Origin of the sequence: Pseudomonas sp. SWRI154 (assembly GCF_014268645.1) — a bacterium.
In the GTDB taxonomy this organism is placed as follows: domain Bacteria; phylum Pseudomonadota; class Gammaproteobacteria; order Pseudomonadales; family Pseudomonadaceae; genus Aquipseudomonas; species Aquipseudomonas marvdashtae.
Map to the genome: position 1 here is coordinate 1 of NZ_JABWQW010000004.1, position 20535 is coordinate 20535.

23 protein-coding genes are annotated in these 20535 nt (G+C 60.5%); 4 read left to right on the forward strand and 19 right to left on the reverse strand.

What is annotated here, in order from left to right; translation table 11 throughout:
• Positions 1–123: 123 nt before the first annotated feature.
• From HU806_RS05030 to HU806_RS05055, 6 genes are all read right to left on the reverse strand, one after another.
• Complete coding sequence (locus HU806_RS05030) at positions 124–777, reverse strand: HAD family hydrolase (protein WP_186610340.1); 654 nt, start codon at positions 775–777, stop codon at positions 124–126.
• Between the two features lie 46 nt (positions 778–823).
• Entirely contained in the window at positions 824–1813 is a 990-nt protein-coding gene (locus tag HU806_RS05035; RefSeq protein WP_186610341.1) for an ABC transporter ATP-binding protein, read from the reverse strand.
• A complete protein-coding gene (locus tag HU806_RS05040) occupies positions 1810–2610 on the reverse strand; it encodes an ABC transporter permease (RefSeq protein WP_186610342.1) in 801 nt (266 codons plus the stop codon). Before HU806_RS05040 ends, HU806_RS05035 begins: the two co-directional genes overlap by 4 nt.
• A complete protein-coding gene (locus tag HU806_RS05045) occupies positions 2597–3433 on the reverse strand; it encodes an ABC transporter permease (RefSeq protein WP_186610549.1) in 837 nt (278 codons plus the stop codon). Before HU806_RS05045 ends, HU806_RS05040 begins: the two co-directional genes overlap by 14 nt.
• Before the next feature lie 5 nt (positions 3434–3438).
• Positions 3439–4245 (reverse strand): alkaline phosphatase family protein, encoded by an 807-nt coding sequence (locus HU806_RS05050; protein WP_186610343.1) that lies wholly within the window; start codon positions 4243–4245, stop codon positions 3439–3441.
• A gap of 117 nt (positions 4246–4362) precedes the next feature.
• Entirely contained in the window at positions 4363–5430 is a 1068-nt protein-coding gene (locus HU806_RS05055) for an ABC transporter substrate-binding protein (RefSeq protein ID WP_186610344.1), read from the reverse strand.
• Between the two features lie 349 nt (positions 5431–5779).
• On the opposite strand from HU806_RS05055, the gene HU806_RS05060 reads away from it, so the two are divergent.
• The gene (locus HU806_RS05060; protein WP_186610345.1) at positions 5780–6505 is read left to right on the forward strand and encodes a UTRA domain-containing protein; all 726 of its coding nucleotides are present in this window, start codon (positions 5780–5782) and stop codon (positions 6503–6505) included.
• Positions 6506–6512: 7 nt separating this feature from the next.
• On the opposite strand, the gene HU806_RS05065 is transcribed toward HU806_RS05060, so the two are convergent.
• The 6 genes from HU806_RS05065 to minC form a co-directional block, all read right to left on the reverse strand.
• Entirely contained in the window at positions 6513–6695 is a 183-nt protein-coding gene (locus HU806_RS05065) for a hypothetical protein (protein WP_186610346.1), read from the reverse strand.
• 206 nt (positions 6696–6901) lie between these two features.
• Positions 6902–8191 (reverse strand): M18 family aminopeptidase, encoded by a 1290-nt coding sequence (locus HU806_RS05070; RefSeq protein WP_186610347.1) that lies wholly within the window; start codon positions 8189–8191, stop codon positions 6902–6904.
• An 87-nt stretch (positions 8192–8278) separates the two neighbouring features.
• Positions 8279–8914, reverse strand: coding sequence for an RluA family pseudouridine synthase (locus HU806_RS05075; protein ID WP_186610348.1), 636 nt, complete (start codon positions 8912–8914; stop codon positions 8279–8281).
• Between the two features lie 100 nt (positions 8915–9014).
• Complete coding sequence (gene minE, locus HU806_RS05080) at positions 9015–9269, reverse strand: cell division topological specificity factor MinE (protein WP_039594520.1); 255 nt, start codon at positions 9267–9269, stop codon at positions 9015–9017.
• The gene (gene minD, locus HU806_RS05085) at positions 9269–10081 is read right to left on the reverse strand and encodes a septum site-determining protein MinD (protein ID WP_003179114.1); all 813 of its coding nucleotides are present in this window, start codon (positions 10079–10081) and stop codon (positions 9269–9271) included. Before minD ends, minE begins: the two co-directional genes overlap by 1 nt.
• A 200-nt stretch (positions 10082–10281) precedes the next feature.
• The gene (gene minC / locus HU806_RS05090; protein WP_186610349.1) at positions 10282–11016 is read right to left on the reverse strand and encodes a septum site-determining protein MinC; all 735 of its coding nucleotides are present in this window, start codon (positions 11014–11016) and stop codon (positions 10282–10284) included.
• A gap of 118 nt (positions 11017–11134) precedes the next feature.
• On the opposite strand from minC, the gene HU806_RS05095 reads away from it, so the two are divergent.
• Positions 11135–12067, forward strand: coding sequence for a lipid A biosynthesis lauroyl acyltransferase (locus HU806_RS05095; protein ID WP_186610350.1), 933 nt, complete (start codon positions 11135–11137; stop codon positions 12065–12067).
• A gap of 36 nt (positions 12068–12103) precedes the next feature.
• On the forward strand, positions 12104–13276 hold the full coding sequence (locus HU806_RS05100) for a patatin-like phospholipase family protein (RefSeq protein ID WP_186610351.1): 1173 nt from the start codon (positions 12104–12106) through the stop codon (positions 13274–13276).
• Between the two features lie 45 nt (positions 13277–13321).
• Here the strand turns inward: HU806_RS05100 and HU806_RS05105 are convergent, their stop codons facing one another.
• From HU806_RS05105 to puuE, 6 genes are all read right to left on the reverse strand, one after another.
• A complete protein-coding gene (locus tag HU806_RS05105; RefSeq protein WP_186610352.1) occupies positions 13322–14107 on the reverse strand; it encodes an outer membrane protein OmpK in 786 nt (261 codons plus the stop codon).
• A 370-nt stretch (positions 14108–14477) separates the two neighbouring features.
• Entirely contained in the window at positions 14478–15779 is a 1302-nt protein-coding gene (locus HU806_RS05110; protein ID WP_186610353.1) for a urate hydroxylase PuuD, read from the reverse strand.
• Positions 15780–15829: 50 nt separating this feature from the next.
• The gene (locus tag HU806_RS05115; RefSeq protein WP_186610354.1) at positions 15830–16333 is read right to left on the reverse strand and encodes an ureidoglycolate lyase; all 504 of its coding nucleotides are present in this window, start codon (positions 16331–16333) and stop codon (positions 15830–15832) included.
• Between the two features lie 139 nt (positions 16334–16472).
• Complete coding sequence (alc, locus tag HU806_RS05120; protein WP_186610355.1) at positions 16473–17468, reverse strand: allantoicase; 996 nt, start codon at positions 17466–17468, stop codon at positions 16473–16475.
• A 67-nt stretch (positions 17469–17535) separates the two neighbouring features.
• On the reverse strand, positions 17536–18051 hold the full coding sequence (gene uraD, locus HU806_RS05125) for a 2-oxo-4-hydroxy-4-carboxy-5-ureidoimidazoline decarboxylase (protein ID WP_186610356.1): 516 nt from the start codon (positions 18049–18051) through the stop codon (positions 17536–17538).
• Positions 18048–18974, reverse strand: a complete 927-nt coding sequence (puuE, locus tag HU806_RS05130) for an allantoinase PuuE (RefSeq protein WP_186610357.1) — start codon at positions 18972–18974, stop codon at positions 18048–18050. Before puuE ends, uraD begins: the two co-directional genes overlap by 4 nt.
• A gap of 411 nt (positions 18975–19385) precedes the next feature.
• On the opposite strand from puuE, the gene uraH reads away from it, so the two are divergent.
• Complete coding sequence (gene uraH, locus HU806_RS05135; protein ID WP_186610358.1) at positions 19386–19739, forward strand: hydroxyisourate hydrolase; 354 nt, start codon at positions 19386–19388, stop codon at positions 19737–19739.
• A 147-nt stretch (positions 19740–19886) separates the two neighbouring features.
• Here uraH and HU806_RS05140 read toward each other — a convergent pair whose 3' ends face one another.
• Positions 19887–20513 (reverse strand): LysE family translocator, encoded by a 627-nt coding sequence (locus HU806_RS05140; protein WP_186610359.1) that lies wholly within the window; start codon positions 20511–20513, stop codon positions 19887–19889.
• Positions 20514–20535: the final 22 nt, after the last annotated feature.

The following is a 20535-nucleotide window of genomic DNA, read 5'->3' on the forward strand; positions in this document are numbered from 1 at the left end:
GTGATAGCGGACAGCTTGAATTGCGATGTGTACTTACTCATGAAAACACCCCGGAGGTTGGATAGGGTGTCCAACTTCTGGGGCGCACTTCACGGGGGGCGGAGTGTTGTTCTTGCTTGGTGTTCACTTCCAGGTATGAATAGGCCACCCAGCCAACTCGGCATGGGCCTTCAGCACCGGGTCCGGGTTCACCACGTGCGGGTGATCGACCTTGAGTAACAACGGCAGGTCGTTGCGCGAATCGGAGTAGAAACTCGCGCCTTCGAGGTTCTCTTCCTCGGCATCCAGCCAATCCAGCAGTCGCTCGATCTTGCCCTCGCGGTAGGTCAGGGTGCCCACGGTCTTGCCGCTGTAGACGCCATGGGCCACTTCAAGCTCGATCGCCAGGATCTCGTCGATGCCCAGGCGTTCGGCAATCGGCTTGACCAGATGCGTGCCCGAGGCCGAGATCACCAGGACTCGATCACCGGCCTTGCGGTGTTCAGCGATGGCCTTGGTGGCGTCGCTGAAGATGATCGGCTCGATGAAGTCTTCCACCCATGGCGCCACCAGATGCTCGATTTCTTCCGGCGTACGGCCGATCATCGGTTCCAGGCTGAAGTCCATGTACTCTTCCATGCGCAACTTGCCGTGGCTGTAGGCGTCCATAAGCTCGTTGTTGCGCCGCATGAACGACTCAGGGTCGACCCAGCCCAGGCGCCCCATCTGTTCGCTCCAGAGGGTGGCGCAGTCGCCGTGGATCAGGGTTTCGTCCAGATCAAATATTGCCAGGGCCATCAGCGCGTTTCCCTTTTCAGAATCATTTTCAACATCAATAGAGCCGTCAGGCTACCTCACACAGCGCCGACGGATCGATGGTAAGTGCCAGCCGTGCCCCATCGGGATGCAGGTCTGCCGCCGAGCGGTTGAGCACATCCACCATCAGTTCCACGCCACGGGCCTCGACCCGGTAACGGATCACGTTGCCCAGCAGGCTGTGGCTGCGGATCAGTGCATCGGCCTGGCCGTTGCGGCTCAGCTCGATGGCTTCCGGGCGAATCGCGATGCGGCTGTTCACCGGGCGTTGCAGCAGGCGGGTGGCGGTGTCGGCGTCGAGCAGGTTGTAGTTGCCGATGAAGCCGGCGGCAAAGACATCGACTGGCGCAGTGTAAAGCGTTTCGGCATCGCCGCTTTGTACGATCTTTCCCTGGTTCATCAGGAAAATTCGGTCAGACATGGTCAGGGCTTCTTCCTGATCGTGTGTGACAAAGATCGTGGTCAGGCCCAACTCACGTTGAATCTGTCGGATCTGTTCGCGCAGATGCTTGCGAATCCGCGCATCCAGTGCAGACAGCGGCTCATCCAGCAGCAACAGCCGTGGCCGGGTGACCAGCGAGCGGGCCAGGGCCACGCGCTGGCATTGGCCGCCAGACAGTTGATGAGGATAGCGCGCGGCAAAATCATGCAGCTCCACCAGGCGCAGGATCTCCAGCACGCGCTGGCGACTGTCGTCGGCCGCGACCTTTTGCATGCGCAGGCCGAAAGCGACGTTCTGCTCCACGGTCATGTTGGGGAACAATGCATAGCTCTGGAAGACCATGCCGATCCCGCGTTTCTGCGGACTCAGCGGCACGATGTCTTGGCCGTCCAGCAGGATCTGGCCCGCGTCCACCGCGGTCAGGCCGGCGATGCAGCGCAGCAGCGTGGATTTGCCGCAGCCCGAAGGTCCGAGGAGAGTGACGAATTCGCCCTTGTGGATTTCGCAATTGATGTCGCTGAACACCGGTGTGCCCGCGTAGTTTTTTTGCAGGTGTTGGACGCTGACGTAGCTCATTGGCTTTTGTCCTTGTTCAAGATGTTGGCCGCCCAGGTCAGGACCAGTACGAAGAAGAAGTAGGAAATCACCAGCGCACTGGTGAAGTGGCCGCTGCTGTTGCGCATGTTGTTCAGGTACACCTGCAAGGTTTCATAGCGTGTGCCGACGAGGATGTTGGCGAACACGAACTCGCCGAACAGGAACGAGAAGGACAGCAACAGCGCAACCATCAAGCCCTTGCGCAGGTTCGGCAGCACCACCAGCAACGCCGCCTGGAAAGTGCTGGCGCCGAGCAGTTGGGCGGCGTCCATCAAGTCCCGCAGGTTGATGGCTTGCAGATTGTTGGTGATCGCCCGGTACATGAACGGCAGGGCAACGGTGAAGTAGCAGCCGATCAGGATCCACGGTGTGCCCACCATCGCCAGCGGTCCGGAGCCATAGAGCTGCAACAACCCCACCGAGGACACCACCGGCGGCACCGCGAAGGGCAGCAGGATGAGGATGTTCATCAGCGCGTCGAGCTTGGGAAAGTGGTAATGCACCACGAACAGCAGCGGCAGGATCAGCACCACCGAGAGCACCAGCGCGCCGACGCAGACGATCAGCGATTGGCCGAACGCGTTCAGAAAGCGCGGATCGCTCCATAGCTGCACGTACCATTTGAAGGTGAAGCCGCTGGGCAACACGGTGGCCGACCAACTGCTGGCGATGGAGTAGACCAGCGTGCCGATCAAGGGCAGCAGCAGGATGGCGAACAGCAGGTACACCACCACCCGATGATAGAGCCCGACGGAGCTCGATTCAGCGCGAGACATGGTAGCTCCTCTTGAGCAGCAATTGATGGACGATGGTTACCAGGGTCATCAACGCCACCAACACTACGGCCAAGGCGCTGGCCATGTTCGGGTCGAGGGAAATATCGCCGGATACCATGGCTGCGATGCGAATCGGCAGGACGTTGAAATTGCCAGTGGTCAGGGCATAGACCGTCGCGTAGGCACCGAGGGCGTTGGCCAGCAGGATCACGAAAGTGCCCAGCAGCGCCGGGGTCAGTACCGGCAAGCCGATGTGCCGCCAGAATTGCCAGCCGTTGGCGCCGAGCAGGGCGGCGGACTCTCGCCAGTCTTCGCGCAACGCATCAAAGGCTGGGTAGAGCAGCAGCACGCCGAGGGGAATCTGGAAGTACGTGTAGAGAATGATCAGGCCGGTTTTCGAGTAGAGGTTGAAATCCTCGATGATCCCCGCCTGCTTGAGCATGATCGTGATGCTGCCGTTGAACCCCAGCAAAATGATGAAGGCGAAGGCCAGGGGCACGCCGGCGAAGTTGCTGGTCATGTTAGCGAACGCGTTGACGAAGTTGCGTAGCCGCGAATCGACACGGCGCAGGGAGTAGCTGCCGAGAACGGCGATGATGATGCCGAAGACGCTGGACCAGAAGCTGATTTCCAGGCTGTGCTGGATCGCCTGCCGGTAAAACTTTGAGCTGAAGATCTTGCTGAAATTGGCCAGGCCCCAGCCGAACTCTTCCGATTCCAGACTGTTGACCAGCACCCAAAGCAGCGGGGCGATCTGGAACACGATGAAGAAAATCGCGAAGGGCACCAGGCACAACGCTGCCAGCCATTTGCCGCGCGTCATGGCGTTCACTTGAGTAACTCCTGGCAATAAGGTTTGTCGTGGTCGACGCCGAGCAATTGGCAAATGGTGCCGCACAGTTCGGTCTGCTTGGGCGCGGCAGCGGGATCGAAACTGAAGCTGTCACCCAGCACGAACAGCGGCACTTCCCGTTCTTCGGCCAGCAAACCGTTGTGGGAACGGTCGTTGTTCATGCCATGGTCCGAGGTCACCAGCACCTGGTAACCGGCGTCGAGCCAGGCTTGCAGGTAGACCGCCAGGTTTATGTCGGCCGAGCGGGCACTGTTGCGGTATTGCGGGGTGTCGAGGCCGTGCTTGTGGCCGGCATCGTCGATGTTCATCGGGTGGACCAGCAAGAAGTTCGGCAGGTAGCGCTGGCGCAAGTGTTCGGCGTCGGCGAACAGATGGGAATCGGGGTAGTGGTCATTCCAGTAGAAATGCCCGTATTGAATCGGCAGGTCGGGGTTTTCGGTATGACGGTCCCGGCCGGCTATGAACGGTGACGCGTTATAGAGCTCACTGACCCAATGATACGCAGCGGCTGCCGTGCTCAAGCCGGCGTCGGTGGCGTAGTGAAAAATGCTCCGCTGATTGGACAGGCGCGAGACATTGTTGTGCACGATCCCGCTGTCGATGGGCACGACGCCGGTGAGGATGCATTCGTAGAGTGGGCGGGACAGGGCGGGTAGTTCACATTCCAACTTGTAGAGCGCCGCGCGTCCTGCGCCAACATACGCCTGCAAATGTCCCATGGCATGCCGGGCGACTTCATGGTTGAGGCCGTCGAGCACTACCAGGATGACGTTGTGCTTCATGGATACCGCGACTCCGGGACAAGGACCAGGAAACTCGAACGAACCAGGGTCCCGGTGGAAGCGAGCAAGCCCGCTCCCACAAGAATTCCCAGCGGATATCCGAGCGGGGCTAGCGCCTCACTTCATCTCGACGATGACGTGTTCATTCCACATCTGCGGCAGTGCCTTGGAAGTCTTCTCCCACGCGTCCGCATCCTTGATCGGGGTCACGCCTTTGTACTGCTCGTTCGGCAGCAACTTGGCCTGGACTTCTTCCGGCAGTTTCAAGTGCTCGGCTCGGATGGGGCGGGCGTTGCCTTTGGCCAGGTTGATCTGCCCGGCGTCGCTGAAGATGTATTCGCGGGTCAGCTTGGCGGCGTTCGGGTGCTTGGCGTATTTGTTGATGATGGTGGTGTAGCCGGAGATGACCGAGCCGTCGGACGGAATCAGCACGACGTAGTCATCCGGGTTTGCCATCTTGGCTTTGTAGCTCAGGCCGTTGAAATCCCAGACCACACCGACTTCGACTTCACCTTTTTCCATCGTGGCGATGGTCGGGTTGGCCATGGAAAGGCGTCCCTGCTTGGCGATCTCGGCGAACATCAACAAGGCCGGTTGAACGTTTTTCTCGTTGCCGCCGTTGGCCAGGGCCGCTGCCAGCACGCCGTTGGCGGCCTGGGCGGCGGTACTCACGTCGCCAATCGAGACCTTGTACTTACCGGTTTTCAGATCGGCCCATTTGGTCGGTACATCGGAGCCGTGCAGCAGTTTCTTATTGACGATGAAGGCGATGGTGCCGGTGTAGGCGAGTGCCCAGTTGCCGTCCTTGTCCTTGGCCCAGTCCGGGATCTGTTCCCAAGTGCTTGGCTTGTAGGGTTGCACCACGCCTTGCTTGACTGCGATCGGGCCGAAGGCCGCGCCGACGTCACCGATATCGGCGCTGGCGTTGTCTTTCTCGGCGGCGAACTTGGCGATTTCCTGGGCCGAGCTCATGTCGGTATCGATGTGTTTCAAACCGTAGAGCTTGGCCAGGTCGTCCCAGGTGCCTTTCCAGTTCGCCCAGTCGTCGGGCATGCCGACGCTGTTGACGGCGCCTTCCGCTTTCGCAGCGGCTTCCAGTGTTTTCAGATCGGTATCAGCGGCCATGGCGGCGGTGCACATGGCAATGGTCGAGCCTAACAGTGATGCCAGGAAAAGCCGTTTCATCCGAAGCTCCTATGGGCGTTTTCAACGCTGCGATTGCGGTTGTGTTGGTCTAGGTCAGCAATACCTGAGCCAATGTAGGCGCGTCCCATGACATTTTGATGTCGATGGGAAGTTCGCCAGCAATCGTCAGGCTCATTGAGGCTCGCTGCGTCATAAGCGTAGACCATGGATAAACAACTGATCTGCAAGGACATGGCCGTTAAATTGCAAGGATACGGACAGACCGTTCAGCGGTTCTGTCATCTGCCAGTCATGCTTAACGCCTAGGCTTGAAGGCGTGAATTGCGGATCGACACGGTGACGATCCTGCCCCGAAACAGTGCTGGTCTAGTCCAGATAGGTAACGTTGATGCGCGTTGAGGCAACCAAAGCGGTGACAACCATCGGGCAGGTCCTGCAAGAGCAGATCGACCACGGCTTGCTGGCGCCCGGTTGCAAGTTGCCGGCCGAGCGCAAGCTCAGCGAATTGTTCGGCACCACCCGGATTACCGTTCGCGAGGCGCTGTTGCAGCTCGAAGCCCAGGGACAGATCTACCGGGAGGAGCGTCGAGGCTGGTTTGTCTCGCCGCCACGGCTGGCCTATAACCTGATGCAGCGCAGTCATTTCCACGCCATGGTCGCTGCCCAGGGGCGAGTGCCGTCCACCGAAGTGATCTCGGCGCGCCTGCAGCCGGCCTCGGCGGCGGTGTGCGCCTGGCTCCAATTGCCGGCACTGTCAAGCGTCATCCAGATCTGCCGCACCCGGCGCATAGATGAACGCCTGGTGCTATACGTCGAGCATTACCTGAACCCACTGTATTTTCCGGACATCCTGGAGTTCGACCTCAACCAGTCGATGACCGAGTTGTATGCGAGCCATTACGACCTGCACTACGGCCGGGTGAGATTCGAAATCGTGCCGACGTCGCTACAGCCAGAAGCGGCGGCGGCGCTGAAAGTCTCGGTCGGTAGCCCTGGGTTGCGGATTGCGCGGGTCAATTATGACCAGCACCAGCGCTTGATCGATTGCGACCTGGAGTTCTGGCGGCACGATGCGATTCATGTCGGCGTCGACGTCCCGGCGCAGCCAGTTTGAAGCGGGCTCAGGAAGACTCGTTGAGCTTGGCCATGATCCTGAAAAGCACGGTCAAGAGGATAAGCAACATGCCAATCCACATGGCGAACACCCCGACGTTCTTGTCGCGGAAATTGAAGCCGATGGCGAGCAGGATCATGCCGGCGATGATGGGCACCAGCATGGCGTTGAACGAAGACATGGAAATCATGGCGACAGCCTTGTCGGGAGGGATAAGGTCAGTCTAGTCGGGGTTTGGCGGGCAGATCATTAGCCTTCGCACATTTCGAAGCGAACGCTCTTGTGGCGAGGAAGCTTGCTCCCGCTCCAGTGCGCAGCACTGGCATATCTGCATTCAGTTGCAAATTTGGGGCGGCTGCGCCACCCAGCGGGAGCAAGCTCCCTCGCCACGAAGGCTTACGGCAATTCGCGACAGGCGTAGAACGCGCTCAGCACTTTCACCAGATGCGCCAGGTCATGGCTGCCGCACAGCTCGCGGATCGAATGCATGGCGAACGTCGGCAGGCCGATGTCCACCGTGCGCACGCCCAGTTGGCTGGCGGTGATCGGGCCGATGGTCGAGCCGCAGCCCATGTCGCTGCGCACCACGAAGCTCTGCACCGGCACCTCTTCGGCCATGCACAGATGGCGGAAGAACCCGGCGGTTTCGCTGTTGGTGGCGTAGCGCTGGTTGCTGTTGACCTTGATCACCGGCCCGGCGTTGAGTTTGGGGCCGTGGTTGGCGTCGTGCTTGTCGGCATAGTTGGGATGCACGCCGTGGGCGTTGTCGGCAGACACCAGCAGGGATTTCTGAATGGTTCGTACGAACTCTTCACCTTCGGGCAGCAGGCGACGCAGGGTCTGTTCGAGCATCGGACCGTCGGCGCCACAGGCCGAGCACGAGCCGACTTCTTCGTGATCATTGCACACCAGCACGCAGGTTTCCTCGGTGTCGGCGGTCAGCAAGGCCTGCAGCCCGGCGTAGCACGACAGCAGGTTGTCCAGGCGCGCGCCAGCAATGAAATCGCCGTTCAGGCCGATGACCGCGGCGCTTTGGGTGTCGTAGAAACTCAGCTCGTAATCGAGCACGACGTCGGCATTCAGGCTATGTTCGCGGGCCAGTTGATCGGTGAGCACGGCACGGAAATCGACGCGCTCGTCGCCGGCGAACTGCGCGAGAATCGGCGGCAGCTCGTTCTGCGGGTTGATCGCCCAGCCCTGGTTGGCTTCGCGATTGAGGTGAATGGCCAGGTTTGGAATCGTGGCGACCGGTGCCTTGAAATCGATCAATTGGCTCTCGACCTTGCCATCGCGGCGGAAGGTCACGCGACCGGCCAACGACAGGTCACGGTCGAACCATGGCGCCAGCAGCGCGCCGCCGTAGACTTCGACGCCCAGCTGCCAGAACCCGTGGCGTTGCAGTTCAGGCTGCGGCTTGACCCGCAGGCAAGGGCTGTCGGTATGGGCGCCGACCAGGCGGATGCCGTCGTGCAGCGGTGAGTTGCGGCCGAGCTTGAAGGCGATGATCGAGGAATCGTTGCGCGTGACGTAATAACGACCGTTGGCTTCGGTGGCCCAGGTTTCGCGTTCGTCAAGACGCTGGTAACCCGCCGCCTCCAGGCGCTGGACAAGGCTGGCGGTGGCGTGGAATGGGGTGGGGGAGGCCCTGAGGAAGTCGATGAGGCCTTGGTTCAACTCTGCGCGCATAAATAACTCCAGACAGCAATGGGCGGGAGTTTACCGTATTAGCAGCGTTGGTGAGCATTCCTGGCGGAACTGTGGCGAGGGTGTTTCTCAGAACGGCGCCGGGCATTCGAAGCGCAGGCGCTCGCCACTTTGCGGGTGGGTGAAGCTGAGCATGCTGGCGTGCAGGCACAAGCGTGGCCAGGCGGCCAAGGCCTGCGGGTGGGCGTAGAGTCCGTCACCCAGCAACGGATGGCCGATGGAAAGCATGTGCACCCGCAACTGGTGCGAGCGCCCGGTGATCGGCGTCAGCTCGACCCGACACCAGTCGTCGCAGCGTTCCAGCACGCGCCAGAACGTCAGGGCGTGTTTGCCTTGTTCATGGTCCACCACGTGACGAGGTTTGGTCGGCGGGTCGTAGCGCAAGGGCAGATCGATGCTGCCGCTGTCCAGCTCCGGTTGGCCCCAGCACAACGCCGTGTAGGCTTTTTCGGTTTCACGGTCATGAAACTGCCGAGACAGTTCGCGATGCGTATCCGGGTCGCGGGCCAACAGGATGATGCCCGACGTCTCCCAGTCCAGCCGGTGCACGATTCGTGCTTCCGGATAGCCGTTTTCCTGCAGGCGGGTGATCAGGCAGTCTTTGTTGTCGTCCGCCCGGCCAGGCACGGAGAGCAACAGGGTCGGCTTGTCGACCACGAGCACGGCGGCGTCCTGGTGGATAATGCGGATGTTGGACAGGGGCATTAAACAGTCTCGTTACAAACGCCAACGGCGGCTCGGGCCTTTCTCAATTCCCCAAGGAAGAGCAGAAGAGCCCGAGCCGCCGTGGCTCCCGCCGGTGCGATCAGCGATCCGGCAGGGTGATATTGAGTTCCAGGATCGAGCAGCTGCCCTGGCTTTCCAGTGCGACATGCACGTCATCGTTGCCGATATTGACGTACTTGCGGATCACTTCCACCAGTTCCTTCTGCAACGCAGGCAGGTAATCCGGGGTGCTGCGTTGGCCGCGTTCGTGCGCCACGATGATCTGTAGACGCTCTTTCGCTACCGAGGCAGTACTTGGCTTTTTGTTGGCACGAAAGAAGTCAAAAAGGTTCATTACCTACCTCCAAACAGGCGCTCGAAGAAACCTTTCTTCGTGACATCGAGGAATCGATGCTCGACGGTTTTGCCCAGCAGTCGATCGACTGCATCGCTGTACGCCTGGCCGGCGTCGCTCTGGTCGTCAAGAATGACCGGCACACCGGAGTTCGAGGCCTTGAGTACGGCTTGGGATTCTGGAATCACGCCCAGCAGGGTCACCGCGAGGATTTCCTTGACGTCTTCGACGCCGAGCATTTCGCCGTCGCTGACGCGTTGCGGATTGTAGCGGGTCAGCAGCAAGTGTTCCTTGATCGGCTCTTCGCCTTTCTCGGCGCGTCGGGATTTGCTCGCCAACAGGCCCAGCATGCGGTCGGAGTCACGTACCGACGACACTTCCGGGTTGGTCACGACAATCGCTTCGTCCGCGAAGTACATGGCCAGGTGGGCACCCTTCTCGATACCGGCCGGGGAGTCGCAAACCACGAACTCGAAGTCTTCCTTGAGTTGCATCAGGACTTTTTCCACGCCTTCCTGGGTCAGCGCGTCTTTGTCGCGGGTCTGGCTGGCGGCCAGCACGTAGAGGTTTTCAAGGCGCTTGTCCTTGATCAGGGCCTGCTGCAGGTTCGCTTCGCCGTTGACCACGTTGACGAAGTCATAGACCACGCGACGCTCGCAACCCATGATCAGGTCGAGGTTACGCAGGCCGACGTCGAAGTCGACGATGACTGTTTTGTGGCCGCGCAAGGCGAGGCCGGTACCGATAGCGGCGCTGGTGGTGGTCTTACCCACACCACCCTTGCCGGATGTAACCACGAGAATCTTGGCCAAGGTGTTTCACCCCTAAGGAAAAAGGACTTTGTCAGCCCCTGAAAAACATCTCTGGAAAACTGCTGCAATTGGACAGGCTTGGCTGGAATCGGATGTGCGGCGGGGTCTACCTTCGGTAAACACTGCCTGATCTTTTTCCTACGTCCTTTAAGCCGTTTTCGCTACGTTTTAGAGATGCTTGGAAAATGCGGCAGTATCCGTTAAAGCCGAATGATGTTCAACACGTCGCCCGAAAGGCTGACCTGGACGCCGGCCCCCCACAACGGGTCGCGCCGCAAATCCTCGGAAACCTTGTAATGCCCAGCGATGGAGACCAGTTCCGCGCTCAACTGCTGACAGAAAATCCTCGCCTTGGTGTCGCCCTTGACACCGGCCAGCGCTCGGCCGCGCATCGGGCCGTATACATGGATGTTGCCATCGGCCAGAAGTTCCGCGCCCGGGCTGACCGAGGACACGATGACCAGATCGCCACCCTGGGCGTAGATCTGCTGTCCGCCGCGCACCGGCGAGGTGATGATTCGAGTGGGCTTGACGGAGGGCTCTGGCGGTTTTTCCGGCTTTTTCGGTTCGGCCGGGCTCAGCTCCAGCACGCGTTCGCGGGCGCCGGAGGGCGGCAGCACCGGAATGTCCACGGCGATGGCGGCGGCGATGTCTTCAATGCGGCTGGCGCGGATCGCCAGGGTGCGCAGGCCGTGCTGGCGGCAAACGCGCATCAGGCCTGGCAAATCCACCGAGCCTTCGCCGGCCGGCAGCTTGTCCAACGCCAGCACCAGCGGGGCGTTGCTGAAAAAATTCGGGGCCTGGGCGACTTTCGCCGCCAACTGCCGGTCAAGACCTTCCAGGTCGTTACGGGCCAGTTCCAGCACCGTAATGGCGAGCATGCTGCCCTTCAGCTGGAACACGGGATCTTGGTCTAGCGGTTCGGTTTGGCTCATGGTCGGCGTACAACGACTTGTCACTAAAAGTGCCGAGACTTATAACGAGATCGCCCGCGAGCCGCAAGCCGAGTCGAACAATGTAGAATGCGCGGCCCAGGTCTTGATGGAAGCTGTAATGGATCGCCCGCGTTTTCGAGCTGCGTTTTTTCATCCGCGTTTCTGGCTGCTGTGGTGTGGCCTGGGATTGTTGTGGCTGATGGTCCAGTTGCCTTATCCGCTGTTACTGCGGGTCGGTCGTCTCTTGGGCGCGCTGATGTTCCGGGTGGCCGGCGACCGGCGGCGCATCGCCAGTCGCAACCTGGAGTTGTGTTTCCCCGATAAGTCCGCTGCCGAACGCAAGCGCTTGCTCAAGGAAAACTTTGCCTCCACTGGCATCGCCTTCTTCGAAATGGCCATGAGCTGGTGGTGGTCACGTTCGCGCCTGGCGAAGCTCGCCCATGTCGAAGGGCTCGAGCATCTCAAGCAGGCCCAGCGCGACGGCAAGGGCGTGATCCTGATGGCGCTGCATTTCACCACGCTGGAAATCGGCGCGGCGTTGCTGGGGCAGCAGCACACCATCGATGGCATGTATCGTGAGCACAAGAACCCGCTGTTCGACTACATCCAGCGCCGGGGCCGTGAGCGCCACAACCTCGATTCCCTGGCGGTGGAGCGCGATGATGTGCGCGGCATGCTCAAGTTGCTGCGCGCCGGCCGGGCGATCTGGTATGCGCCGGACCAGGACTACGGCGCCAAGCAAAGTGTGTTCGTGCCGCTGTTCGGTATCCAGGCGGCGACAGTGACCGCAACCAGCAAATTCGCCCGCTTGGGCAAGGCGCTGGTCGTGCCGTTCGTCCAGGAACGCATGGCCGATGGCAGCGGCTATCGTCTGGTGATCCAGGCGCCGCTGGAAGATTTTCCGGGCGAGACCGAAGAGGCCGATTGCCTGCGGATCAACCAATGGGTGGAACGCTCGGTAAGCCAGTGCCCCGAGCAGTACCTCTGGGCCCACCGGCGGTTCAAGACCCGTCCACCGGGCGAGCCGAAGTTGTACGAAAAGCGTGGTTGAGCGTGTAGCCTAATTGACTGACGACGGAGTATTGCGATGACCCCAGCTGAACCGGTAACAGGTTTGATTCTTTCCGGCGGCGGGGCTCGAGCGGCGTATCAGGTAGGCGTACTGGCGGCCATCGCCGAGTTGTTGCCGGACGGGGCGCGAAATCCTTTCCCGGTGATCGTCGGCACGTCGGCCGGAGCGATCAATGCGGTCAGCCTGGCGAGTGGGGCGATGGATTTCAAGAACGCCATCGAACGCCTGACGGCCTTCTGGCAGGCGGTGCGCAGCCATCAGGTCATGCGCAGCGACTGGCGTGGAGTGATGGGCCAGGCGACGCGTTTTTTCAGTCATAGCCTGCTCGGCCTGGGCGCCAAGCTGCCAGTGGCGCTGATCGACAGTTCGCCGCTGCGCGAGCTGCTCCAGGCACAATTTCACGCGTCGGGCATCGAACAGGCGATCGCCGAGCATCAATTGCGCGCAGTGGCGGTGACAGCGTTCGGCTACGAATCCGGACAGGCGGTGACGTTCTATCAAGGTCGCGGCACCATTGGCGCCTGGCTTCGGCATCGGCGCATCGGTGTGCCCACGCAGCTGACGGTGGAGCATCTGCTGGCCAGCTCGGCGATTCCCTTGCTGTTCGCTCCGGTCAAGATCGGCCCACAGTATTTCGGCGACGGCGCGGTGCGCCAATCGGCGCCGATCAGCCCGGCCCTGCACCTGGGGGCGAATCGAGTGCTGGTCATCGGTGTGAGCGGCAACCCCCGTGGCGCGGGTGGGCTGACTCCGACGGAGCGCACCTACACCGGCCAGCAACCGACCCTCGCACAGATCGGCGGCCATATGCTCAACAGCACGTTCATCGACAGCCTGGAAAGCGACATCGAGCTGCTCGAGCGCCTGAACCAGTTCAGTCACATGCTACCCGACGACGTACCGGCCCACGCCCTCGGCGCAGCTCCGGTGGAGGTGCTGGTGATTTCGCCGAGCCAGCCAATCGACGAGATCGCCGCCCGCCATCGCCAGGAGTTACCGCGTGCGTTGCGGGTATTCTTGCGCGGGCCGGGTGCGACCAAGACCAGCGGCGCCGGAGTGCTGAGTTATCTACTGTTCGAGGCAGGTTATTGCGGCGAGTTGATCGAGCTGGGGCGTCAGGATGCGTTGGCGCAGCGTGACGCGTTATGCCGGTTTCTAGGGTTGCAAGCAGGTCCACCGTTACCGTGAGCCGGCTCGCGCCGACAATGGACCTGCTGGGAACGCTTGTTTCGATCAGAAGTGGTACTTCAGCAAAAAGCTGGTATTGCTCTGGTTGGTCTTGAACCCATCGCTGTCTTCAATCGCGTACTTGTTTTTCCAGTAGTCATATTCCACGCCGACATACAGCTGCTTGGCGCCCAGTTTCAACGCCTTGCCCAAGTCGTATTTGATCTGCGGGACGATGTGCAGGTTGGCGTGGTACGTGCCCTTGGAATTGGTGTCATTGTCCACGACCCAATCGATGAACCCGTCGAACAGGATGTCGGATGAACCCACGGGCACGGTAATGGCCCAGACCGGGGTGATCTGCCAGACGTTGTCGCCGGCACGCGGGCCTTCGGTCTGGCGATTGTAGAAATTCAGTTGGAAGTAATCGAAACCGGGAATCGCCAGGTCGAAACCCGGGCCGATCAGGTATGACTCGTTGTCGCCTTCGCCGAACTCGTAGGTCATGGCCAGCAGGACGTCCTTGACCGGACCCAGGGCGAGCTTCTGGTCGAAGATCTTGCCGAACGACAAGCGTGGGCTGAATTCGCCGTAATAAGTGTTCGGGCCGGAATTGCTGTCGTCCTGGCCGTTGTAGAAGATCCGGTCGAGGAAGAAGAAGTTGTCGCCGTATTTCCAGGCATCGGCGTGCTCGAACGTCACGGTTTGCTGGATGCGCGGATTGATCTGGAAATCCTTGCCATAGAGGTAGCTCAGGCTGTTGTTCTGCCACTGGAGGAGATCGCCTGCCATCGCCTGGCCCCCGGCCAACAACGATCCCGCGAGTATCAGGTTGGTGCTCGTACGTTTCATTCGGTTTGCTCCCAAAGGTAGGTGGTACCGCGTTTCTTGTCGTCAGCGCTCTGGTGTGGCGCCTTTTTCCACGGACAAAACATCCGTTCGGTCAGCTTTTTGTTTGTGGCAAGGGCTGAAAGTCGGTGAGTCGCTCAGGTTTTGATTGTTGTTATGAGGTGTCCGGGTTCGAACGGCCGCGCAGGATACGGACTTGCCCGTAGAGGCTCAAGTGCGCGGCAACGGCGCATTTGCGACGAGTTGTGAGTAACGGTCGGGCATCTGCATGGGGGCGTTCCTCTTGTTCTTATTGTTGAGGCGCAGGCAGCCGCTGACGGGCGACCGGTCGGGTGCCGGTCTGCCTGTCTGCGGTATTGCGTGTGTAACGGAACTAGTTGGTGCGCGCGCCTTGGGTGATCCAGGCGCCGATCAGATCGCGTTCCTGCTGGGTCATCTGCGTGATGTTGCCCAGCGGCATGATCTGCGTGGTCACCGCCTGGGCCTGGATGCGCGCGGCCTCTTGCTGGATCTGCTGCGGCGTGTCGAACATCACCCCGCCCGGCGCTGCGCTGAACAGCGGACTGGTGGGTTTGGCCGAATGGCAGACCGAGCAGCGTTCCTGGATCACGCTATGGACTTTCTCGAACGAAGGGCCTTGGGCGTTGGAAGCCTGGGTGGGCGCCGCTGCCGGGGCGGTCGCCGCCGTCGCCGGTTTGGCGCCACCGCCCACTGCGGTCTCCGGCAATGGCTGGTACTCGATGACGCTCGGGTTCTTGGCCACTTCCGGCGCGGTGGACATGGGCTTGGGGCCGGTGACATAAGCCAGGCAGATCATCGCCAGGGCACCTACCGGCAAGGTCCAGGCGAATTTGTTGCTGTCATGCCGCGTGTTGAAGTAGTGCCGCACCAACACCGCCGCCACGGCGATCCCTGCCAGGATCAGCCAGTTGTATTGGCTGCCGTAGGTGCTCGGGAAGTGGTTGCTGATCATGATGAACAGCACCGGCAGGGTGAAGTAGTTGTTGTGGCGCGAGCGTAACAAGCCCTTGGCCGGCAACGCCGGGTCAGGCGTGCGATTCTCGGCGATGGCCGCGACCAAGGCCCGTTGTGCCGGCATGATGATGCGGAACACGTTACCGACCATGATCGTGCCGATGACCGCGCCCACGTGCAGGTAAGCCCCACGACCGCTGAACACCTTGCTGAACCCGTATGCCGCGGCGATCAACAGCACGAAAAGGATCAGGCCGAGCAGGGCAGGGCGCTTGCCCAGGGCGGAGTCGCAAAGAAAGGAGTAGACGAACCAGCCGACGAACAAAGAACCGATGCCCAGGGCCACGCCCTCGGCGCCACTCAAGCTGCTGCCGGGAGCCAGCAGGTAGACAGTCGGGTTCCAATAGAACACCACGCACAGCAGGGCGATGCCCGACATCCAGGTGAAGTAGGCTTCCCATTTGAACCAGTGCAGGTTGTCCGGCATGGACGGTGGCGCGAGTTTGTATTTTTCCAGGTGATAGATACCGCCACCGTGGATGGCCCACAGGTCGCCCGCCAGGCCGCTGCGGGGGTTGACGCGATTGAGGTTGTTTTCCAGCCAGACGAAGTAGAACGACGCGCCGATCCAGGCCACGCCAGTGATCATATGAACCCAGCGAATGCTCAGGTTCAGCCATTCCAGCAAATGTGCTTCCACAGTCTTTACCTCTCGCCCGTCACCCTTGTTTCGGGTGATCGGACCTTCTCTTATTGGTGGGGGGCGAGGATCAAGTACTCATCCTCTTTGAAAAAATGCTCATCGCAGTTATTACCTGTGCCACTGCGATCAACCACCAGGAAGTCATCCCGCTTTTCGATCGTCAGCACCGGGTGGTGCCAGACGCCGCGATGGTAATTGATGCCCTGCCTGCCGTTGGTGACGAAGGCGCGGACCAAGCCTGATACAGGTGCATCGCCAAGTGGCGCGACCACGATCAGAAAGGGGTTGCCGAGCAGCGGAATGAAGGCTTGGCTGCCCAGCGGATGACGCTCCAGCATGCGCACGGTCAGCGGCATGTCCTGCGCGTCGGAGCGGAAAATGCTGATGATCGCCTGATCGTCCGGCGTAGCGGTTTCAACCGTCGCCAGGCGATGGAAGCGCATGGTCGAACCGTTGTTGATCATGAAGTGATCGCTGCCGTCGGTTTCGATCACGTCACCGAACGGGGCGAAGGCTTCTTTGGTCAGCGGTTCGATCTTGAGTGTGCGCATGCTGGTCTTCTTAATCTTTTGAGTTTGATCGTACCCACGCTCTGCGTGGGTACGCCGCCATGGACGCTCCGCGTCCACTGTGACGCGGAGCGTCACGGTATGCATTCCCACGCAGAGCGTGGGAACGATCATCGCAGTCTTATTTAGCTACCTTGCCCAATACACGCAGGCGACTCACGCCACCGTCCGGGAACACATTCAGGCGAATGTGGGTGATCGGTCCCAGCGCCTTGATCTGTTCGGCAAAGGTGTGTTCGGCGTGCATCTCCAGCTTCTGGCTCGGCAGCAGTTCGCGCCAGAACAGCGACTGGGTCTCGATCTGGCTGTCGGTGCCGCCCTTGACGAATGCGCCCTGGATCGAGCAACTGTCGGGGTAGTTGCCCTTGAAGTGCAGCGTGTCGACGACGACTTTTTCAACGATGCCGGCGTGGCCCAGGGCGACAATCACCCAGTCATTGCCGGGGGTGCGACGACGGGCGGTTTCCCAGCCGTCGCCCATGTTGATGCCACGGCCCGGGTTGAGGATGTTGCTCATGCGGCCGAAGTGTTCGTCGGAGCAGGCCAGGGCGCGGCCACCGTTGAGGGCAGCAGCCAGGTCGATCTGTTCGTTGTCGCCCACGGCCGACCAGTCACGGTATGGAATGCCGTACACCCGCAGGCGAGCCACGCCACCATCCGGATAGATGTTGAAGCGCAGGTGGCTGAAGGCTTGGTCATTGCCGATTTCGTGGTAGTGGTGGCTGTCGCCTTTCAACTCGACGGCCGACAGCACTTCGGTCCACTGGGTGTTTTCGTCCGGCTCGCCTTCCGCCAGGAAACAGGCTTCCAGGGAGGCCGACGGCGGGTAGTTGCCGGTGAAGAATGAGGTGTCGATGTCCACGCCCTTGATCGAGCCGGGTACACCGAGGCGAATCACCGCGCTGTCGTAGCCTTCGAAGCGCTTGCGGCGCGACTCCCAGCCGTCCATCCATTTGCCGTTGTCATCGAATACGCCCTCCTTCCACACGGCCGGGGTCGGCTGGAACAGCCGGTTGGCGTCGGCGAACCAGTCGTCGGTCACCGAGATGATTTTGGTACCCAGGCGGGCGTCGGCCAGGTTGACGAACTTCTCGAACGGTACGGCGTAAGCTTTCATTCTTCTTGTCTGCCTTTGATAAGTTGGCTGGGGATGCTTGCAGGACCTGGTCTTGAGGTGCTGCTCGCTAAAGGGTCAGTAATCGGAACAACGCGATCTTGTTGATCTCGGCCAGTGCGCATTTGAATTCGACGTCTGTCGAGTTATGGATGCGCGTTTCGAACGCGGCGAGGATCTGGTGCCGGTTGCTGCCTTTTACCGCCATGATGAAGGGAAACTTGAACTTGGCTTTGTAGGCCTCGTTCAGCTCGGTGAAGCGCTGGAACTCTTCGGCCGTGCATTGGTGAATACCGGCGCCAGCCTGTTCGTTCGTGCTGGCTTCGGTCAGTTGGCCCTGGACGGCAGCTTTGCCGGCCAGGTCCGGGTGAGCGTTGATCAACGCCAGTTGGCTGGCGTGATCGGCGCTCAACAGGATGTCGCTCATGCGCTGATGCAGGGTTTCGATCTGGTCGATCGACGGATCCTGGCCCAGATCGAAAGCTTTCTCGGCCACCCATGGCGAATGTTCATAGATATCGGCGAAGGCTTTGATGAAGGCTTCGCGGCTCAGCGTAGAAGGCTTGAGGGTCTGGAAAGCGGTCATTTGGACGGCCCCTGATACGGATGAGCCTGCTGCCAGTGACGAGCAATATCGACGCGGCGACTGAACCAGACCTGCTCATGGCTCTTGGCGTATTCGAGGAAACGCTTGAGAGAGGCCAGGCGCGCGGGGTGGCCGATCAGCCGGCAGTGCAGGCCGATGGAAAGCATCTTCGGTGCTTCGGCGCCTTCGGCGTATAACACGTCGAAAGCGTCCTTCAGGTACTGGAAGAAATCGTCGCCCTTGTTGAAACCCTGCACCTGGGTAAAACGCATATCGTTGGTGTCGAGGGTGTACGGGATCACCAGATGCGGCTTGCCGGTGGGGTTGTTCGGTTCCCAGTAGGGCAGGTCGTCGTCGTAGGTGTCGCTGTCATAAAGGAAACCGCCTTCTTCCATCACCAGCCGGCGGGTGTTGGGACCGGTGCGGCCGGTGTACCAGCCCAGCGGGCGTTCGCCAGTGATTTCAGTGAGGATGCGGATCGCTTCGAGCATGTGCTCGCGCTCCTGGGCTTCATCCATGTACTGGTAGTCGATCCAGCGATAGCCGTGGCTGCAGATTTCATGACCGGCGGCGACCATGGCGCGGATCACGTCGGGGTGGCGCTGCGCGGCCATGGCGACGGCGAAGACGGTCAGCGGAATGTCGAATTCCTTGAACAACTTGAGGATGCGCCAGACACCGGCACGGCTACCATACTCATACAGCGACTCCATGCTCATGTTGCGCTCGCCCAACAGCGGTTGCGCCGACACCATTTCCGAGAGGAACGCTTCGGACTCACGGTCGCCATGCAGGATGTTGCGCTCGCCGCCTTCTTCGTAGTTGAGCACGAAGGACAGGGCGATGCGGGCATTGCCCGGCCAATGAGGATGGGGAGGGTTACTGCCGTAACCGATCAGGTCGCGTGGGTAGTCAGCGCTCACTGCAGTCTTCCTTCTTGTTCGAACCATGTGGGTGGCGCTCGGGCTTGAATATCTGGCTGGCGTCACGACGATGGAGTGATTGTATACAACTTATCGAGCGACTTGTAAGCCCGTTTTTTGCATTTTTTACCGCAGGCGACGGTTTGTCTACACTGCAAGAAATCTGCCCACTTGGTCAATTTATACCCTGGCAGCCTCCGGGTGCGCTGGATCGGGCACAGATCGAAGTGCCGCGTGCATCATCAGCCAAATCAGGCAGATTCGTGTTTTTAATTGTGTACAATTTCTGTTTGAAGTGTCTTAATTCGTCCACTGCTGCATCGTTTCGTGCTTCGAAACGGTGCGGCCTGTCTTTCAACTGACTCAGGAGGCGCCGTGCCGGGCTGCTCAGCAGCGAGGCACGCACAATCAATGGGACGTCTGACTACACACGTTTTGGATGCCGCACACGGCTGCCCGGGCAGCTCGATCAAGGTCGAGCTGTACCGCGTTGAAGGTTCGCAATTGCACTTGGTCGCCAGTGCATTGACCAATAGCGACGGCCGTTGCGATACACCGCTGTTGCAAGGGGATGACTACCGCAGCGGCGTCTATCAGATTCAATTCCATGCCGGCGATTACTATCGCGCCCGTGGCGTCCAGCTGTCCGAACCGGCGTTCCTGGATGTGGTGGTGCTGCGCTTTGGTATTTCCCAGGAGCAAGAGCATTACCATGTGCCCTTGCTGATTTCACCTTACGCCTATTCAACGTATCGAGGCAGCTGAGCCCCCAAGCAGCTGCCTTGCCCTGGAAGCGATTGCGCATAGCTTCTTTGGTTTTTAGCCCGCTCACACTGCGGGCTTTTTTTGGCCTGTGGAAAAGTGCTGTCCGGGAGCGCGCCTTCGCGAGCAAGCTCGCGAAGCTTTTGCTGTCTAGCGGCTGAACAACGAAGCCGCCCCCGCCCCGCTGAACAACCCCGCACTGACCCGGTTGAACCAGCTCTGGCCCTTGCCTGTGCGCAGGTACCGCGCCGCGCCGTGGGCGCCCAGGCCATAGGCCAACTTGCACAAAAGATCCAGCACGGTCCAGGTGGCGATCATGACCAGCAACTGCGGGAGGAACGGTTGTTGCGCGCTGAGGAACTGTGGCAGGAAGGCGGCGAAGAAGAGGATGTCCTTCGGGTTGCTCGCGCCCAGTACGAACGCTCGACCGAACAAGGCGCGAAAGCGCGGAACGGCGGCCGCCTGGGGCACTTCGGCAGCCTGGGCAGGCTGGCGCGATTGCTGCCAGCTCTGCCAGGCGAGGTAAAACAGGTACAGCGCGCCGACGATCTTCAGGGCGCTGAACAATTGCTCCGAGGCCAGCAGCAGCGCCCCGAGCCCCAGCGCCGAAGCGCTCAACAGGCAGATCGAGGCCATGACCCCGCCGAGAAACGCTGGATAAGAGCGGCGCAGGCCGTAGTTGAGGCTGTTACTGATCATCAGCAGCGACAGCGGGCCGGGGATGAGGATCACCACTAACGCGGCGCCGCTGAACAACAACCAGGTTTCCAGATTCATTGCTTTGCTCCTGATGCACAAA

Coding starts and splice junctions, on each gene's coding strand:
- HU806_RS05075 (WP_186610348.1), bottom strand. CDS start 8,914: ATGCCCCTGTCCAACATCCGCATTATCCACCAGGACGCCGCCGTGCTC.
- minE (WP_039594520.1), bottom strand. CDS start 9,269: ATGAACCTTTTTGACTTCTTTCGTGCCAACAAAAAGCCAAGTACTGCC.
- HU806_RS05100 (WP_186610351.1), top strand. CDS start 12,104: ATGACCCCAGCTGAACCGGTAACAGGTTTGATTCTTTCCGGCGGCGGG.
- HU806_RS05030 (WP_186610340.1), bottom strand. CDS start 777: ATGGCCCTGGCAATATTTGATCTGGACGAAACCCTGATCCACGGCGAC.
- alc (WP_186610355.1), bottom strand. CDS start 17,468: ATGAAAGCTTACGCCGTACCGTTCGAGAAGTTCGTCAACCTGGCCGAC.
- HU806_RS05035 (WP_186610341.1), bottom strand. CDS start 1,813: ATGAGCTACGTCAGCGTCCAACACCTGCAAAAAAACTACGCGGGCACA.
- HU806_RS05095 (WP_186610350.1), top strand. CDS start 11,135: ATGGATCGCCCGCGTTTTCGAGCTGCGTTTTTTCATCCGCGTTTCTGG.
- HU806_RS05045 (WP_186610549.1), bottom strand. CDS start 3,433: ATGACGCGCGGCAAATGGCTGGCAGCGTTGTGCCTGGTGCCCTTCGCG.
- HU806_RS05065 (WP_186610346.1), bottom strand. CDS start 6,695: ATGATTTCCATGTCTTCGTTCAACGCCATGCTGGTGCCCATCATCGCC.
- HU806_RS05060 (WP_186610345.1), top strand. CDS start 5,780: ATGCGCGTTGAGGCAACCAAAGCGGTGACAACCATCGGGCAGGTCCTG.
- HU806_RS05105 (WP_186610352.1), bottom strand. CDS start 14,107: ATGAAACGTACGAGCACCAACCTGATACTCGCGGGATCGTTGTTGGCC.
- HU806_RS05070 (WP_186610347.1), bottom strand. CDS start 8,191: ATGCGCGCAGAGTTGAACCAAGGCCTCATCGACTTCCTCAGGGCCTCC.
- HU806_RS05050 (WP_186610343.1), bottom strand. CDS start 4,245: ATGAAGCACAACGTCATCCTGGTAGTGCTCGACGGCCTCAACCATGAA.
- HU806_RS05040 (WP_186610342.1), bottom strand. CDS start 2,610: ATGTCTCGCGCTGAATCGAGCTCCGTCGGGCTCTATCATCGGGTGGTG.
- uraH (WP_186610358.1), top strand. CDS start 19,386: ATGGGACGTCTGACTACACACGTTTTGGATGCCGCACACGGCTGCCCG.
- HU806_RS05055 (WP_186610344.1), bottom strand. CDS start 5,430: ATGAAACGGCTTTTCCTGGCATCACTGTTAGGCTCGACCATTGCCATG.
- minC (WP_186610349.1), bottom strand. CDS start 11,016: ATGAGCCAAACCGAACCGCTAGACCAAGATCCCGTGTTCCAGCTGAAG.
- HU806_RS05115 (WP_186610354.1), bottom strand. CDS start 16,333: ATGCGCACACTCAAGATCGAACCGCTGACCAAAGAAGCCTTCGCCCCG.
- HU806_RS05140 (WP_186610359.1), bottom strand. CDS start 20,513: ATGAATCTGGAAACCTGGTTGTTGTTCAGCGGCGCCGCGTTAGTGGTG.
- uraD (WP_186610356.1), bottom strand. CDS start 18,051: ATGACCGCTTTCCAGACCCTCAAGCCTTCTACGCTGAGCCGCGAAGCC.